Origin of the sequence: Microbacterium terrisoli (assembly GCF_030866805.1) — a bacterium.
Lineage (GTDB): Bacteria > Actinomycetota > Actinomycetes > Actinomycetales > Microbacteriaceae > Microbacterium > Microbacterium terrisoli.
The window spans coordinates 2,260,186-2,275,485 of record NZ_CP133019.1 but is presented as its reverse complement, the minus strand read 5'-3'; the positions used below and the strand labels follow the sequence as shown (position 1 = coordinate 2,275,485).

Sequence of the window (15,300 nt, the reverse complement as noted above, 5' to 3'; positions counted from 1 at the left end):
ACTGATGTCGAACACCAACGGATCAAGGACGAAACGTAAGGGGAGGGTGGCTCTCGCGCTGCTGGCCACGGGCTTCGTCGTCGCCTCCGCGCTTGCCCCGCTTCGGGCACAGGCGGTACAGGCCACGACGTTCTATGCGTCGCCGGATGGGGCGGGGTCGGGCAATTGCACCGTGTCAGAGCCGTGCACGCTCGAGCACGCGCAAGACGTCGTGCGCGGTCAGGCGCACCGCGGTGACGTCCGCGTCGAGCTTGCGGACGGTGTCTATCGCATCGCCTCACCGCTGCAGTTCCGCGCACAGGACGGCGGCGGTGACCACACGATCGAATGGGCAGCGGCACCGGGAGCGCACCCGACGATCACCGGGGCGACGAAGGTCAGCGGATGGCAGCCGTCCGATGAGGGGTCGGGCATCTGGGTCGCCGACAGCCGCAAGGGGCTGGACACCCGACAGCTCGTCGTCAACGGCGTCATCGCGCCGCGCGCCGCGATCCGGCTCAAGAACGCCGATGTGACTCCCACGGCGACCGGTCTCACCATCAACAATCCCGATCTCGCCTACCTCGCAGACCTGCCCGATCAGGGCCGGATCGAGTTCGAGTCGCTGGGTGACTTCACCAATCGCTATTCGCCGGTGCAGAGCATCAGCAAGAGCGAGATCACGATGGCCCAGCCCGCCTGGAACAACAACACGTGGGGCTGGGACACCGTGCAGAACTCGTTCCTTGCCGGCCCCAGCTGGTACCTGGACAACTCGCTGAGCTTCCTCACCGAGACCGGGCAGTGGTACATCGACCCGCAGGCGGGCAAGCTCTATTACAAGCCCGCGGCAGGGGTGAATCCCAACACGCTCGACATCGAACTGCCTCGACTGCAGTCGTTGGTCAGCATCAGCGGCACGTACGACCGTCCGGTGACCGGACTGGCGTTCCGCGGCATCCAGTTCTCCGGCACGTCGTGGATGGGCCCGTCCGCCGATGGCTACGCCGATCAGCAGAACGGCACCTTCATCAAGGGCGACTACGCCTATCGGCCCGCCGATGCGTTCCAGACCTGCTCGCGCGGGTGTGAGATGTTCGAGCGGGCTCGCACGTCCTGGTTCCAAGAGCCCGCGGCGGTGCAGGTGTCTGCGGCCAGTCGCATCTCGTTCACGGAGAACACGTTCACCGGTCTCGGCCAGTCCGCGCTGGGAATCGGCAACGATGCGAACGCGACTTCATCGGGCGTCGGTCTGGGCGCAAGCGACATCGACGTCGTCGGCAATCGGTTCATGGAAGACAGCGGCCACGGCATCGCCGTCGGCGGCGTGCTGCCCGACGCGCATCACCCCAGCGATCCGAGGATGACCAACGAGAACATCCTGATCCAGGACAACACGATCAGCCGTGTGGCCGTGGACTACAAGGACAACAGCGGCATCCTGAGCACGTACGTCACGAACGCGCAGATCCTGCACAACGAGGTCTCGAACGTTCCCTACGACGGCATCGACACCGGGTTCGGGTGGGGCATCAATGACGCCGGCGGGTCCAACGACTACGTCGACCGCGGCTACTACAACTGGAACACGCTGTACACGACGCCGACCACGCTGAAGAACACCCGCGTGGAAGGGAACCTCGTGCACAACACGAAGTCGCGATTCGCCGACGGCGGCACGATCTACAACCTCTCGGCCAACCCGGGGGCTGTCTTCGACAAGAACTACCTGTTCAACATCTCCGGTGTCGGCCTCTACCTCGATGAGGGCACGCGGTCCACGACATGGGAGGAGAACGTGGTGCAGGGCGGTTCGTTCGTGTTCACCAACGCGTACAGCCTGCGCAACAACACCAGCGACAACGTGATCCAGAACAACTGGTACAACTCCGGAGGGATCTCGGCGCCCAACGCGGCAGCGCACAACAATACGCTGATCGACAACGTCCGGGTCAGCGGCGCGAACTGGCCGGCGGGAGCACGCCAGGTGATCTGCGACTCCGGTGTCGCAGCGGAATACCGCACCGTGCTCAACGCGAACCTGTTCGGCTTCACCGGATGCGCCACCGATGCGCCGGTCGGCTCCACGTACGCCACGACGGGCTCCTCGGCCCTCAGCTCCTACTTCGGGCAGGACGGCACCGCGCTCGGCATCGCTGCACGCGGCGCGGACATCTGGGGCGCTGGGGGACAGCACGATGACCAGTTCGGCGCCATCTACGACGAGGGCTCGTTCCGGTCCGGCGTGAGCGCCTCCGTCCGGGTGGTGTCGGTCAACGACGCCAACGCGTGGGCGAAGTCGGGTGTGATGGTTCGCAACGACATGACGCAAGCGGGAGCATCCGGCGGGTATGCCGTGGTCGCAGTGACCGCGCGCAACGGCGTCGTGTTCGAATGGGACACCGATGGCGACGGCTACCTCGACACGGATGCGCGGGCGAATGTCGACACGCGCCGGCCCGTCTGGGTGCAGCTGACGCGCTCGGGCACGTCGTTCTCCGCTTCGTACTCGTACGATGGCGCGAACTTCGTGGCAATAGGGTCGCCGGTCACACTGGCCTCGGCTGCCGACACACAGGATGTGGGTGTCTTCTCGACCTCGCACGACACGTCGCAGTCGGCGATCAACCAGTTCGACTCGTTCACGCAGCGGTCTGAGTGACAGGTCTCGACGACGCGTCGTACTGACGCGGAGGCGTGAGGGGGCGGGGCGAGGGCCCCGCCCCCTCAGGCCGTCTGCTCGTGCGCAGTGAAGCACCCGACGACAGCGTTGGGCCCGGCCGGCGATCGCCGACTTTGGGGATGACTAGACATCGGATCTTTGGCGACAATACGATGGGTGCGCGGAGTGTGCGCGACAAGGCGACCCTGCGTCCGTGGTCGGGGCCCAGAGTGCGCTCTATCAGCGGGGGAGGCCTCTCTACCGGCGGGTCGCCGCCGGAGGGAGCCCACGGTCGGGCCCATTGTCATGCAATACCGTCATACGTAAGATGTTTAAAGAAGTGATGAATAGGAAGGAACGGCGATGCTCGCTGCCGAATACGTCGGAGATCGGACGATAACCGTCGAGGAACGCGACCCGGGAGCACTCGGCGCCGATGATGTGCGCATCGCCGTCGCCTACGTCGGAATCTGCGGTACCGATCTGCACGTGTTCCACGGCGACATGGACAGCCGGGTCACCATGCCGGCCACGATCGGTCACGAGATGTCCGGCACGATCAGCGCCGTGGGATCCGCCGTCGAGGGATGGTCGGTCGGCGACGCGGTGACGGTCATGCCGTTGTCGTGGGACGGCACCTGCCCGGCATGCCTGGCGGGCAACACCCACATCTGCCAGAATCTCGACTTCATCGGAATCGACAGCCCCGGGGCTCTGCAGCAGTACTGGGACGTGCCCGCCGATGTGCTGGTGCGTCTGCCGGCCGGGGTGTCTCTGCGCGACGCCGCGCTCGTGGAGCCCGTCGCCGTCGCCGTGCACGACGTCCGCCGCTCGGGTCTGGTCGCCGGCGACAAGGTCGTCGTGATCGGTGCCGGCCCCATCGGCGTGCTGATCGCCACGGTCGCCACGTCGTTCGGTGCCGAAGTGGTCATCGCCGAGATCGATCCGGGCCGCCGAGCCGCCGCGGAGCAGATGGGGCTGAAGACACTGGACCCGTCCGGCGCCGACCAGGAGGCCTGGGTCGATGAATGGACCGGGCATGCCGGCGCCGACGTGGTGTTCGAGGTGTCGGGCGCCGCCGCCGCGGTCCTGGGCGCCACCTCCCTGGTCAAAGTCCGCGGCACGCTGGTCGTGGTGGCGATCCACCCGCAGCCCCGGCCGATCGACCTGCACCGGTTGTTCTGGCGGGAACTGCGCATTCTCGGCACCCGCGTCTACGAGCGCACCGACTTCGAGCACGCCGTGGAGCTCGTGGCAGGCGGCGAGATCCCGGCCGACGCGCTGATCACGCGGATCGTCCCGCTGAGCGAGACAGAGTCGGCCTTCCACTCGCTGGAAGCCGGCGGCGCGATGAAGATCCTCGTCGATGTGGGAGCGGGCGCATGAACCCTTTCGATCTGACCGGACGGCTGGCCGTGGTCACCGGTGCCAAGCGCGGCATCGGCTTCGCCATGGCCGCAGCGCTGGCGGCAGCGGGCGCCGACGTGATCGGCGTCTCGGCGAGCCTGGATCCCGTCTCTTCTGAGATCGCCGACCGCGTGCGCGCGCTCGGGCGCGAGTTCACCGGGTACCGGGTGGATTTCGCGCAGCGGGATGAGGTGATCGCCTTCGCGCAGGGGCTTGCCGAGGCCGAGCGGCCGGTGGACATCCTCGTGAACAACGCCGGCACGATCAAGCGGGCGCCGGCTGCCGAGCATCCCCTCGACTGGTTCGACGAGGTGCTCGAAGTCGACCTCACCAGCGGGTTCGTGCTCAGTCAGATCCTCGGCCGGCGCATGCTGGAGGCCGGTCACGGCCGGGTCATCTTCACGGCGTCGCTGCTCTCGTTCCAGGGAGGCATCAACGTGCCGGGCTACACGGCCGCGAAGTCGGGCGTGGCGGGTCTGGTGAAGGCGCTGTCGAACGAGTGGGCCTCGCGCGGTGTCACCGTCAACGGGATCGCCCCCGGGTACATCGCGACCGACAACACCCAGGCGCTGCAAGACGATCCGGCGCGCTCGCAGTCGATCCTCGAGCGAATCCCCGCGGGCAGATGGGGACGCGCCGACGACCTGGCCGGGGCCACGGTCTTCCTCGCGTCGGAGGCGGCTGCGTACGTCACGGGGGCGATACTCCCCGTCGACGGCGGATGGCTCGGCCGTTAGGTCACAATCTGATCACAGTAAAGAGCACACGTCATACGTATGCTCTATTCTTCGAGTACGCCTCCTTGGAGTCGTCAACGAGGATCAATCAGACAAGGACATCTCATGGTCGGAATCCACAATGTGGTGCGTTCACGCCGCCGAGCAGCGCTCACCGCCGCCGCGCTCGGTGTCGCATCGGTGCTCCTGGCCCTCACCGGGTGCAGTTCAGGTGGGAGCACGGGCAGCAGCAACGGGTCGTACGGCTTTCCCGAAGCCAAGCAGGACACGTCTTCGAGGATCACCGTCTGGGTGGATGCTGACCGCCAGGCCGCCGTCAAGGCGTTCGAGAAGGACAACCCCGAAACCAAGATCAAGGTCGTGACCTACGACGGGTCGGCGAACGGTTCGAATTCGTTCAAGACGAAGATGCAGCTGTTCGACCGAGCAGGCAGCGGCTGGCCGGACGTCGTCTTCTCGTCGCAGAACACCGACGCGGCATGGGCGAGCCAGAAGACCGCCGGCAAGCAGGCCTTCGCCGCCGTGCTCGACAAGGGGCTCGTTCCCAAGACGATCCTCGACGGCTTCGCCGAGGGGGCGTTGAACCCGTGCACGGTCGAAGGTCAGGTGTACTGCCTGCGCAACGACCTCGCCCAGGCGGTGCTCTGGTACAACAAGTCGCTCATGGACAAGTTCGGCTACACCCTGCCCACGACGTGGGAGGACTACCAGGCCCTCGGTGAGAAGGTCGCGAAGGAGCACCCCGGCTACATCGTCGGAACCGCCGGGGACGCGTGGACTCCGGAAGTGTTCATGTGGGGGAGCAAGTGCCAGGCCAATGACATCACCGGCCCCCGCACCGTGACGGTCAACACCGACACGACCGAATGCAAGCGGGCCGCCACGCTGCTGGACACCCTCCGCGAGAACGGCACGGTGCCGGTGGTCAGCGTCTTCACACCGGAGTTCGTGAAGAAGTACACCGGCAAGGTGCTGATGATGCCCGGACCTGCGTGGTACGCGGGTGCCATCTTCAACAACCCGCAGTCGTTGAACGTGCCGGCCGGTCAGCTCGGCGTCGCCGCTCCTCTGCCGTGGAACGGTGAGGACAAGGCGGTCACCGGCAACGTCGGCGGCGGAACATGGTTCATCTCGAGTCACTCGAAGAACCTCAAGGCCGCCGAGAAGTTCGTGCAGTACGTCACGACGGCCGATGCCTACCAGGTCGAACTCGCGCCCGGCTACCCGGCCTACGCCGAAGCCGCGCAGAAGTGGGTGGCCAAGCAGGACGCCAGCAAGTACTACGCCACACCGCTGCAGCCGATCGTGACCGCCGCCTCCCAGATCTGGGACGGCTGGGGCTACGGAATCTTCAGCCAAGAGGCGATCTGGGCGAAGACGATCACACCGGGTGTGACGGCGGGCAAGACGATCGTCGACATGCTGCCGGCATGGCAGCAGGCGATCGAGAACCAGGCCAAAGTCGACGGATACACGGTGAAGTGAGATGGCCCTCGCTCCCGTGAGCGACCGGCTGGCCGCCGACGCGACATCGCGTCGGCGGCCAGTCCGGCCCCAGGGCCGGGCGCCCGGACGCGTGCCCATCGGGTACCTTTTCGTCTCGCTCTACACGCTGCTGGCGCTGGCGTTCGGCATCCTCCCGGCGGTGTATGCCGTCTTCCTTGCCTTCACGAAGGTGGACGGCGGGTTCGCGGGGTTCGACAACTTCGTCAAGGTCGTCACCGACTTCCGGTTCGTGCCGGCCGTGCTGCATGTCACCTTCTACCTGGTGATCTGGCTGATCATGCTGGTCGTCTTCGTGGTCGTGCTGGCGCTGATCGTGCATGCGGTGAAGGTCCGGTGGGCGGGCACCGCGCTGCGCTTCGTGTACTACCTTCCCGGGGCCTTGGCCGGAGCATCCAGCGTTCTGCTCTGGCTGTTCGTGCTGGACCCGACGGCGAGCCCGGTCAGCGGCCTGCTGCGCCTGATGGGCATGAACAGCTTCGTGCAGGTGATCCAGCCCGGCAACCTGCCGGCGATCTTCGCGATCATCGCGTTCTGGACCGGTGCGGGCGGATGGATCGTCATCATGTACGGGGCGCTGAACAACGTCAGTTCCGACGTGATCGAGGCGGCGCGCATCGACGGGGCGAATGCGGTGCAGATCGCCCTGCGCATCCAGCTGCCGATGCTGCGCAAGTGGATCGCGTACATGGGCGTGATGTCACTCGCCGCCGGCACGCAGCTGTTCGTCGAGCCGCAGCTGCTCAGCCAGGCCAGCAACGCCGTGGTGCCCAATGACTATTCCGTGAACCAACTGGCCTACCAGTACGCGTTCCAGCAGAACGACTTCAACGGCGCTGCGGCGATCTCTCTGATCCTGCTGCTGGTCGCGCTTCTGCTGTCGTGGGTCTTCGTGACGCGCGGTGGCCTCTTCGAGAAGGAATGACGATGACCACACAGTCCACCGCGCCGCACAGAGTCAGTGGCGGCAGGGACAGCGGCGACAGGGTCCGTGGCGGCAGGGTCCGTGGCGGCAGGATGCGGACGCAGGGCGGTCGCTCCGTGGCCGGGCTCATCCTGGTCCTGTTCGTGCTGTTCTTCGTGATCCCCATCATCTGGCTGCTGTTCGCCGTCACGAAGTCCTCCCACGCGCTGATCGTCTCCAATCCGTTCTCGGTCGGCTCCTGGGCCGACTTCGTCGCGAACTGGAATCAGCTGTTCGGCTTCCAGGACGGTGCTGTCACGCTGTGGATCGGCAATTCGACGTTCTACACGCTGGGGGCGCTCGTGATCACGCTGGTGGTCAGCATCCCCGCCGGCTACGCCCTCGCACTGACCGAGTTCAGGCTGCGCAAGGCGCTGCTGGTGCTCACCCTGGTCGTGATGCTCATCCCGAGCACGGCGCTCGTGCTGCCGGTCTTCCTCGAGCTGAACACCGTCGGGCTGATCGGCACGCCGCTGTCGGTGATCTTGCCGATGTCGTTCTTCCCGTTCGGGGTGTATCTGACCTACATCTACTTCTCGACGAGCATCCCGCGTGATCTTCTCGCGGCGGCACGCATCGACGGCTGCAGCGAAATCCAGGTGTTCACCCGTATCGCGCTGCCGTTGGCGGCGCCGATCGTCGCACTGGTCGCGTTCTTCAATTTCGTCCAGAACTGGAACAACTTCTTCCTGCCGTTCGTGATGCTGCCCTCCAGCGACGGCTATCCGATCCAGGTCGGTCTGACGTCGCTGCTGGCGTCCACGCCGGCATTCAATCCGAGCTCAGCGGGGTCGGACTCGGTGCAGTTGCCGACGCTGGCGTTGGCGACGATCGTGTCGATCCTTCCCGTCCTGATCGTCTTCCTCTTCTCCCAGCGATTCCTGGTGGCGGGGATGACGGCGGGAGGGACCAAAGAATGAGTGCGTGGGCACGTGAGGAGTGCAGCAAGTGAAGATCACCGGCTATCGAACGTTGAACACGGTCCACGATTGGGGACGGATCACCGGCGACGTCAATGGGGTTCAGACGCGCAACACGACCCCCGTCCCCGTGCTGATCATCGAGACCGATTCGGGGATCGAAGGCGTCGGTGTCGGTTCGCATGCCAGCATTGCGCGCGTCTTTCCCGCCGTCGACGGCGAGGACCCCAGATCGGTTGTGGCGCTGTATGACCGGATGTTGGATTGGGTGTTCAAGTCCGGGCATGCCGGCAGCGTCTTCGGCACGATCGGCACCGTGGACATGGCCCTGTGGGACATCAAGGCGAAGGCAGCCGGCGAACCGCTGTGGCGTGCCCTCGGCGGGCGTGAGCGGTTCGTCCCCGGCTATGCGTCGGCACTGGAATACGGTCTGCCCGATGACGAGCTCGCGTCGCTGTACGGTCGCTTCGCCGAGCGGGGGTTCAAAGCCGGCAAGCTGAAGGGCGGTCGCGACATCGAGCGCGATCTTCCGCGCCTGGAGATCATGCACGATGTTCTCTCGCGCAATTCCCGGCATCCGGGGATCATGTTCGATGCGAACGAGTCGTGGAACCGTGCGCAGGCGGCACGATACGTGGCGCGCATCGAGGAGCGGTTCGACCTGGCCTGGATCGAGGAGCCGCTGCGACGCTGGGATGCCGCCGGCATGGCCGCACTGCGCAACACGGTGCGCACCGCCATCGCCAGCGGCGAGAACCTCACGGGGCTCGAGCAGTACCGCCCGATTCTCGACGCGAATGCCATCGACATCGTGCAGGTGGGCAGCGTGTGGGGCATCACGAACTTCCTTCGGGTTGCCATGCGCGCCCACGCGAACGACCTGCCGGTGAGCCCGGTGGCATACAACACGAACCCGATCGCCCACGCGGCCGCAGCCGTGCCCAACATGCTCACGCACGAGGTGCAGGACCTGAAGTTCCCGGTCGGCCTCGACGTGGACCAGCGGTTCGAAGACGGGGGCATCGTGCTCGGCGACCAACCGGGGAACGGCATCTCGGTCGACGAGTCGAAGATGCTCCCGTCCGGTTCTGTCACGCAGACCCCGCCGCCGACCGGGCCCCACATCCGTCCCGAGCGGGCCGCGCTGCGGCTGGTCGCCGAGCCCGACATCATCGACGATCATGCGGTGCCGGCACCGGCATCGTCACCACGGCGCAGCGCGGTGTGAGGCTCTACTTGCCCGACGGGGAGTTCGACTTCTTCGCGTGCGCTGCGGGTGCGTGATCGGAGAGCCGGCGACGTTCCCACGACACATGAATGTGCTCGTGCATCGCCTTCTGCGCGGCGGGGACGTCGCCGCTCCTGATCGCCTCGACGATCGCCGCGTGCTCGTCCAGGGTCAGGGGCACGGCATCCGGCGGATTGATGCCCTGGTAGCGGCTGGACTCCACGGCGCGCTTGTACAGATGCTTCGCGATGTTCTCGGCCAGCCCGTTGCCCGACATCTCCATCACCGCATAGTGGAAGACCACGTCGGCCTGGCGGAATGAATCCGTCTCGAAGGCGCTCTCCTGCATGGCGGTGAGTGCGTTCTCCAGACGGTGCATATCGTCGGCGGTGTGCGATCCGGCGAGGGCTCCTGCCATCGCCGACTCGAGACTTGCCCGCACGACCGTCAGCTCGTCGAGCACCCCGAGGGTCTCGTCGTTGTCGATCAGGGCCGACAGCACGACGGGGTCGAGCATGTTCCAGTACCCGCGGGCGCGGACCTGCGTTCCGCGGCCCTGCGAGACGGTGACCAGCCCCTTCTCTTCGAGCCGCTTCACGGACTCGCGCAGCACCGTGCGGCTGACGCCGAAGTGCTCGCTGAGCGGACCTTCGGGCGGCAGCAGATCGCCTTCATTGAGCTGACCGGTGACGATCAGATCGACCAGCTCCGCCACGACTGCCACTCCCAGCCGACCGGCAGGGAGCCTCTGTGGAATCAACCGCGACACCAGCGTCGACTCATGGGCCATACATGTGACCTTACTAGCACGGGCGTCGAACGAAAGGGAGGGACCGGTGCAGACTCGCCGCTGGGCGCCGTGCCCCCGTCATCCGCTGTCATCATGGACATATGACCCTCACCGCCCTGCCGCGCAGCTCCGCTCTCGTCGTCGTCGACATGCAGCAGGGCTTCACCGATCCGGTGTGGGGCACGCCGGTCGATCTCGCCGGGTGCCGTTCGCGCGTGCGCGACCTCGTCGACGTGTTCGAGGCGGCCGCCGCTCCCGTCGTGGTCGTGCGGCACGACAGTCACGAGGCCGGGTCGCCCTTGGCGCCGGATGCCGGGGGCAACGCGCTGTTCGACGAGATCGCCGCCGTCGAGCCGGCGGTGCTCGTGACCAAGTCGGTGAACTCGGCGTTCCTGGGGGCGCCGGATCTGAATTCCTGGCTGCACGAGCGGGGGATCGACACCGTCGTGGTGTGCGGCATCCAGACCAATATGTGTGTGGAGACGACCGCGCGCATGGGCGGGAACCTGGGCTACCGCGTCATCGTGCCGCTGGATGCGACCACGACCTTCGAGCTGACCGGCGCAGGCGCGTCGGCGGATGCGGCGACGCTGATGCGGATCACAGGGATCAATCTCGCCGGCGGCGGGTTCGCCGAGGTGTGCGCGACAGCCGACATCGGCTTCTGAGCGCGGTGCTCAGTGCGCTCACGACGCGAGCGATGAGGCCTCAGGCGTGGCCGATGCGGCTTCGGGCCGCGCGCGAGGATCGAGGATGAGCTGCAGGTAGGTCAGGTCGAGCCACCGGCCGAACTTCGTCCCGACCTGGCGGAGGCATCCCACCGTCGTGAAGCCGAGCTGCTCATGAAGCCGGATCGAACTCGTGTTGTCGCTGGAGATCGCCGCGACCATGACGTGCTTGCCGCTGCGGCGTGCCTCGTCGACGATGGCGACCAGGAGCGCCCGCCCGAGTCCACCGCCCCGGCTGTCGCTGCGGACGTAGACGGAATGCTCCACCGTGTGCCGGTAACCGTCTTTGGCGCGCCACGGACCGAACGTCGCGTAGCCGAGCACGGCATCGTCAGCGTCGACGGCGACCAGGACGGCCTCGCCGCGGGCCTCGTGCTCTTGCATCCATTGCGCGCGGTCGTGGGCATCCACCGTGACGTCGGTCCAGATCGCCGTCGTGCTGCGCACGGCGTCGTTGTGGATCGCGGCGATCGCGGCTGCGTCATCGCGGCGGGCGGGGCGGATGACCGCGTCAGCAGTTTTCACCCATCGACACTACGCCCGCGGCGGGAATCCGCGGACGCGATCGGGGGTTGTTTCGGTCATGACTGACATCGAGTTCGGCCTGGACACGTTCGGCGGAGTCACCCGTGACGCGAACGGAGAGCCGGTGGCTCACCCGCAGGTGATCCGCGACCTGATCGACGACGCCGTGGTCGCCGACGAGACCGGCCTCGACTTCTTCGGAGTGGGCGAGCATCACCGCCCCGACTTCGCGGTCTCGAGCCCCGAGATGGTGCTCGCTGCGATCGCGTCGCGCACCGAGCGGCTTCGGCTGGGCTCGACGGTGACGGTGCTCAGCTCCGATGACCCGGTACGCGTGTTCGAGCGCTTCTCGACCCTCGACGCCGTCTCGAACGGGCGTGCCGAGATCGTCGCCGGACGAGGATCGTTCATCGAGTCGTTCCCGCTGTTCGGCTACGACGTGAACGACTACGAGGTGCTGTTCGAAGAGAAGCTGCAGCTGCTGGCCGAGCTGCTGACCGAGCAGCCGGTCACCTGGCAGGGCACGACCCGTGCCGCACTGAAGGATCAGCGCGTGTATCCGACCACGGCGGGCGGGCTGAAGGCGTGGGTCGGGGTGGGCGGCAGCCCCGAGTCGGTGGTGCGCACCGCGAAGTATGGATTCGGACTGTTCCTGGCGATCATCGGCGGCCCCGCCCAACGGTTCGCCCGTTACATTGATCTGTTCGAACGCGCGCAAGACGAATTCGGCATCGCGCACCGCCCGGTCGCCGTGCACTCGCCGGGACTGGTCGCCGAAAGCGACGAGCAGGCGCGCGAGATCGTTCACGACGGGTGGCTCGCGATGCGCACCCGGATGGGCCAGGAGCGCGGCTGGCCGCCGCCGTCGCCCGGTGACTTCGAGCGCGAGATCGAGACCGGCGCGCTGTACGTCGGGGGACCCGAGACGGTGGCGCGCAAGGTCGTGCGCACCCTGCAGACGCTGAAGGTCGACCGCTTCGACTTCAAGTTCGACCAACCGGTGCCGCACGGCGACCAGCTGCGCTCGATCACGCTGTACGGCGAGAAGGTCGTCCCGATGGTCAAGGACATGCTGGGCTGAGCCGCAGGGCAGACGCGGCATCCGGGCGCGTGGGTCGCGCGGCTGCCCACTCGCGCCCGTGAAATCATGAGGGAATGACGAGTTCGACCGAGGTGAGCTGGACGCGTGGCGGCATCGAGATGTTCGGCACGATCACCGGCCCCGAGCGCTCCGGCCCGGCCCCGAGCTTGCCCGAATGGCTGCGGGCGATGTTCGGCACGTCCGACGGCATCGACCCGGCACGCGGCCGCTGAGCGTGGCCGTGCCGCTCTCGACGCTGATCATCCGCGACGAGCCGTTGATGGATGCCGCAGCCGCACTGGAGCGGTCCGTCGAACTGCTGCGCGCGGTGGCGGGCGGCACGATCGCCGATGACAGGGTGGTGCGGGTGTATGCCCCGCCGCCGACCGTGGCCATGAGCAGGCGCGAGAGCCGCATGCCGGGCTTCGCACAGGCATCGGCGGCGTGCGTCGAGCGCGGATTCGCCCCCGTGGTACGCCCGACCGGCGGACGTGCGGTCGCCTACGACGAATCGTGCATCGTGTTCGACCTGATCGAACGCGAGGGTGCTGCGGGGCCGGTGGTGCCGGCCGGTGCCTCGGCACCCGCCGCGTCGGCGGGTGCACCGGTGCCCGTGGTGGGCCCGCAGGCGCTGTTCGCGCGCGTCGGCGACGCGCTGGTGACCGCTCTCGGACGGCTGGGCGCTGATGCGCGGGTCGGGGACGTGCCAGGGGAGTACTGCCCCGGCGAATTCAGCATCAACGCCCGCGGCGCGGTCAAACTCGTCGGCACGTCGCAGCGCGCGGTGCGCGGGGCGCGTCTGCTCAGCGGCATGGTGCCGCTGGGAGCGATCGATCGCCTGGTGGACGTGCTGCGCGAGGTGAACGCGGCACTGGGGCTGGAGTGGGATGCCGCGACCTTCGGCACGCTGCGGGACGAGGCATCCGGCGTCTCTCGCGTCGAGGTCGAAGACGCGCTGGTCGGCGCCCTCATCGATCTGCCCCGCTGATCGGCGCGCCCCTTGTCGATGTGGCCGCTGATACCCCCGGCAGACGGGCGCCGACCCTGCCGTCGGTCAGCAGTCGCTATGTGCGGATTCGCCGGGGGCGCGGCGGTCGTTTGTGACTGCTGAATTCTGGGGTGGCTGTTCAGCAGTCGCTATGTGCGGGTGCGGCGTGATCGGGACCGTCGCTTGTGACTGCTGAATCGCCGGGGGCGGGGGGGTGCGCGGGGGCGGGTCCAGCGGGCGGGTCCGGCGGGCCGGCCGCGGGCGGGATGCCTCAGCCCTCGCGGCGGCGCACGATCTCGGCGATCCACAGGGGTGCGAACGGCGACGTGCAGCCCGGCGGGGTCGGATAGTCGGCCAGCACCTGCAGCCGCTCGCCGATCTGCAGCGCCCGCGCGCGGTGCGGCGGGTGGTAGATCCCGATCTGGGCGAGGGTGTCGTTCATCGCCCACTGCAGGGCGGGCGCGGCATCCTTCATCTCGCGCTCGATCTGATCGAGCAGTGCGTCCAGATCCAGGCTGTCGGGGTGGGTGATCACGCGCTGGCTGGTGAGGGACCAGGCGGCGGCATCCACCACCGGATCGGGGTCGTCGAACCAACGCTCGCGCATCTGCTCTGCCAGCGGAGACTTCTTGACCACATAGTTCACGAACCAGTCGGTGACCTTCGGCACGCGGGTGTCGCGCATCATCGCGTCGAGCTGGGCATCGTCGAACGCGCGCGGGGAGCAGATCAGCAGGGCGACCAGCCGTGCCGGGGTCTGCCCGGTGGCCCACAGCTCGGCGGCAAGAGCCTGGTCGGTCTTGATCGCCTTGGCCACCCCGCGCAGCTTCGTGAGATTGACGCCGTGGTCGTCGCCGTGTCGCTCGTTGACCGCGCGCATGCGGGGATCTTCGAGGTTGGCGAGCTGAGCGAGCACGTCATCGACCGTCGTCATTCCTCGAGGGTACGTCAGCGGCGCATGCCCGTCACGCGCAACCCGTCACGTGAGGCCGCTGCCGGTTTCGAGCACCGACTTCAAGCCGCTGAGGATGAACGACCAACCGCGGATGTGCTCGGCCGTCTTCGGTGCGGCGGCCAGCCGATCGTGGACGACGGTGAGTTTGACGTAGTCGCCGTCCTGCGGCTCGATCGTCCAGGTGATGCGGCTCTCGGGTTCGGCGGCGAGTTCGGGGTCGTACAGGCTGCGCCATCCATGCGACAGGAGACGCGGCGGGTCGCACTCGTAGATCTCGTTGTCGGCCCACAGCTCGCCGTCGGGAGAATGCGACACGAGGCGGCCGCCGGGGCGCCAGTCGGCGTCGACCGTGCTGCCGAAGAAGTACTGGCGTCGGAACTCCGACGTCGTGATGGCCTCCCATACCTGCTCGGCCGAAGCCTTGATGTACGTCTCGAAGACGAGTTCGTCGGTCATGATGACTCCAATTTCCGTTTCAGGTCGCTGAGGGCAGCGGCCTGGCTTTGGACGTACCGGTGGATCCACCGGTCGTGCACGATCCGGATCGGCACCGGATTGAGGTGATGCCGCGTGAGGCGACCGTCTTTGCGGGTGACGACGAGCCCGGCCTCGACCAGCAGCTTCACGTGCTTCATGACGCCGAATCGGGTCATGTCGGGCGCCACCGCCTCGAGTTCGGTCAATGACTGGCCGTCGCGGTCGAAGAGGGCGTCGAGCAGTCGCCGGCGGGTGGGGTCGGCCAGCGCTTTGAAGACCAGATCGTCGTCCACGGCGTCAGTATAGGTGACCAAATGGTCACATGTAAAGAGGTGCCGGCGAACGTGGGCGCGCGA

16 protein-coding genes are annotated in these 15,300 nt (G+C 67.1%); 11 read left to right on the top strand and 5 right to left on the bottom strand.

Annotated features, from left to right (window positions below; translation table 11 throughout):
- The first annotated feature begins 46 nt into the window (after nucleotides 1-46).
- From QU603_RS10155 to QU603_RS10125, 7 genes are all read left to right on the top strand, one after another.
- On the top strand, nucleotides 47-2,641 hold the full coding sequence (locus tag QU603_RS10155) for a right-handed parallel beta-helix repeat-containing protein (protein WP_308491276.1): 2,595 nt from the start codon (nucleotides 47-49) through the stop codon (nucleotides 2,639-2,641).
- 363 nt (nucleotides 2,642-3,004) lie between these two features.
- On the top strand, nucleotides 3,005-4,027 hold the full coding sequence (locus QU603_RS10150) for a zinc-dependent alcohol dehydrogenase (RefSeq protein WP_308491275.1): 1,023 nt from the start codon (nucleotides 3,005-3,007) through the stop codon (nucleotides 4,025-4,027).
- A complete protein-coding gene (locus QU603_RS10145; RefSeq protein ID WP_308491274.1) occupies nucleotides 4,024-4,785 on the top strand; it encodes an SDR family oxidoreductase in 762 nt (253 codons plus the stop codon). The genes QU603_RS10150 and QU603_RS10145 overlap by 4 nt, the downstream gene beginning before the upstream one ends.
- Nucleotides 4,786-4,890: 105 nt before the next feature.
- On the top strand, nucleotides 4,891-6,270 hold the full coding sequence (locus QU603_RS10140) for an ABC transporter substrate-binding protein (RefSeq protein ID WP_308491273.1): 1,380 nt from the start codon (nucleotides 4,891-4,893) through the stop codon (nucleotides 6,268-6,270).
- Nucleotide 6,271: 1 nt separating this feature from the next.
- Nucleotides 6,272-7,213, top strand: a complete 942-nt coding sequence (locus QU603_RS10135; RefSeq protein ID WP_308491272.1) for a carbohydrate ABC transporter permease — start codon at nucleotides 6,272-6,274, stop codon at nucleotides 7,211-7,213.
- A gap of 2 nt (nucleotides 7,214-7,215) precedes the next feature.
- Entirely contained in the window at nucleotides 7,216-8,172 is a 957-nt protein-coding gene (locus QU603_RS10130; RefSeq protein WP_308491271.1) for a carbohydrate ABC transporter permease, read from the top strand.
- Nucleotides 8,173-8,200: 28 nt separating this feature from the next.
- A complete protein-coding gene (locus tag QU603_RS10125; protein WP_308491270.1) occupies nucleotides 8,201-9,400 on the top strand; it encodes a mandelate racemase/muconate lactonizing enzyme family protein in 1,200 nt (399 codons plus the stop codon).
- 4 nt (nucleotides 9,401-9,404) lie between these two features.
- Here QU603_RS10125 and QU603_RS10120 read toward each other — a convergent pair whose 3' ends face one another.
- Nucleotides 9,405-10,190, bottom strand: a complete 786-nt coding sequence (locus QU603_RS10120) for a FadR/GntR family transcriptional regulator (protein WP_308491269.1) — start codon at nucleotides 10,188-10,190, stop codon at nucleotides 9,405-9,407.
- Nucleotides 10,191-10,291: 101 nt separating this feature from the next.
- Between QU603_RS10120 and QU603_RS10115 the strand changes: the two genes are divergently transcribed.
- Nucleotides 10,292-10,858, top strand: coding sequence for an isochorismatase family protein (locus QU603_RS10115; protein WP_308491268.1), 567 nt, complete (start codon nucleotides 10,292-10,294; stop codon nucleotides 10,856-10,858).
- Nucleotides 10,859-10,876: 18 nt separating this feature from the next.
- Here the strand turns inward: QU603_RS10115 and QU603_RS10110 are convergent, their stop codons facing one another.
- Nucleotides 10,877-11,443, bottom strand: a complete 567-nt coding sequence (locus QU603_RS10110; RefSeq protein WP_308491267.1) for a GNAT family N-acetyltransferase — start codon at nucleotides 11,441-11,443, stop codon at nucleotides 10,877-10,879.
- A gap of 58 nt (nucleotides 11,444-11,501) precedes the next feature.
- On the opposite strand from QU603_RS10110, the gene QU603_RS10105 reads away from it, so the two are divergent.
- The 3 genes from QU603_RS10105 to QU603_RS10095 all read left to right on the top strand — a co-directional run bounded on the left by QU603_RS10105 (nucleotide 11,502) and on the right by QU603_RS10095 (nucleotide 13,512).
- A complete protein-coding gene (locus QU603_RS10105; protein ID WP_308491266.1) occupies nucleotides 11,502-12,524 on the top strand; it encodes an Atu2307/SP_0267 family LLM class monooxygenase in 1,023 nt (340 codons plus the stop codon).
- A 74-nt stretch (nucleotides 12,525-12,598) separates the two neighbouring features.
- Nucleotides 12,599-12,757, top strand: coding sequence for a hypothetical protein (locus tag QU603_RS10100; protein WP_308491265.1), 159 nt, complete (start codon nucleotides 12,599-12,601; stop codon nucleotides 12,755-12,757).
- Nucleotides 12,758-12,765: 8 nt separating this feature from the next.
- Nucleotides 12,766-13,512: a lipoate--protein ligase family protein gene (locus QU603_RS10095; RefSeq protein WP_308491264.1), complete on the top strand. Its 747-nt coding sequence runs from the start codon at nucleotides 12,766-12,768 to the stop codon at nucleotides 13,510-13,512.
- A 271-nt stretch (nucleotides 13,513-13,783) separates the two neighbouring features.
- Here the strand turns inward: QU603_RS10095 and QU603_RS10090 are convergent, their stop codons facing one another.
- From QU603_RS10090 to QU603_RS10080, 3 genes are read right to left on the bottom strand one after another with little or no spacing between them, the layout of a single operon-like run.
- A complete protein-coding gene (locus QU603_RS10090; protein ID WP_308491263.1) occupies nucleotides 13,784-14,446 on the bottom strand; it encodes a DNA alkylation repair protein in 663 nt (220 codons plus the stop codon).
- A 45-nt stretch (nucleotides 14,447-14,491) separates the two neighbouring features.
- The gene (locus tag QU603_RS10085; RefSeq protein ID WP_308491262.1) at nucleotides 14,492-14,923 is read right to left on the bottom strand and encodes an SRPBCC family protein; all 432 of its coding nucleotides are present in this window, start codon (nucleotides 14,921-14,923) and stop codon (nucleotides 14,492-14,494) included.
- On the bottom strand, nucleotides 14,920-15,237 hold the full coding sequence (locus QU603_RS10080) for an ArsR/SmtB family transcription factor (protein ID WP_308491261.1): 318 nt from the start codon (nucleotides 15,235-15,237) through the stop codon (nucleotides 14,920-14,922). The genes QU603_RS10085 and QU603_RS10080 overlap by 4 nt, the downstream gene beginning before the upstream one ends.
- Nucleotides 15,238-15,300: the final 63 nt, after the last annotated feature.

What these genes read in the sequence shown, in the direction of transcription:
- QU603_RS10130 (WP_308491271.1), top strand. Translation starts at nt 7,216, where the DNA reads ATGACCACACAGTCCACCGCGCCGCACAGAGTCAGTGGCGGCAGGGAC.
- QU603_RS10135 (WP_308491272.1), top strand. Translation starts at nt 6,272, where the DNA reads ATGGCCCTCGCTCCCGTGAGCGACCGGCTGGCCGCCGACGCGACATCG.
- QU603_RS10150 (WP_308491275.1), top strand. Translation starts at nt 3,005, where the DNA reads ATGCTCGCTGCCGAATACGTCGGAGATCGGACGATAACCGTCGAGGAA.
- QU603_RS10100 (WP_308491265.1), top strand. Translation starts at nt 12,599, where the DNA reads ATGACGAGTTCGACCGAGGTGAGCTGGACGCGTGGCGGCATCGAGATG.
- QU603_RS10090 (WP_308491263.1), bottom strand. Translation starts at nt 14,446, where the DNA reads ATGACGACGGTCGATGACGTGCTCGCTCAGCTCGCCAACCTCGAAGAT.
- QU603_RS10140 (WP_308491273.1), top strand. Translation starts at nt 4,891, where the DNA reads ATGGTCGGAATCCACAATGTGGTGCGTTCACGCCGCCGAGCAGCGCTC.
- QU603_RS10145 (WP_308491274.1), top strand. Translation starts at nt 4,024, where the DNA reads ATGAACCCTTTCGATCTGACCGGACGGCTGGCCGTGGTCACCGGTGCC.
- QU603_RS10120 (WP_308491269.1), bottom strand. Translation starts at nt 10,190, where the DNA reads ATGGCCCATGAGTCGACGCTGGTGTCGCGGTTGATTCCACAGAGGCTC.
- QU603_RS10085 (WP_308491262.1), bottom strand. Translation starts at nt 14,923, where the DNA reads ATGACCGACGAACTCGTCTTCGAGACGTACATCAAGGCTTCGGCCGAG.
- QU603_RS10105 (WP_308491266.1), top strand. Translation starts at nt 11,502, where the DNA reads ATGACTGACATCGAGTTCGGCCTGGACACGTTCGGCGGAGTCACCCGT.
- QU603_RS10115 (WP_308491268.1), top strand. Translation starts at nt 10,292, where the DNA reads ATGACCCTCACCGCCCTGCCGCGCAGCTCCGCTCTCGTCGTCGTCGAC.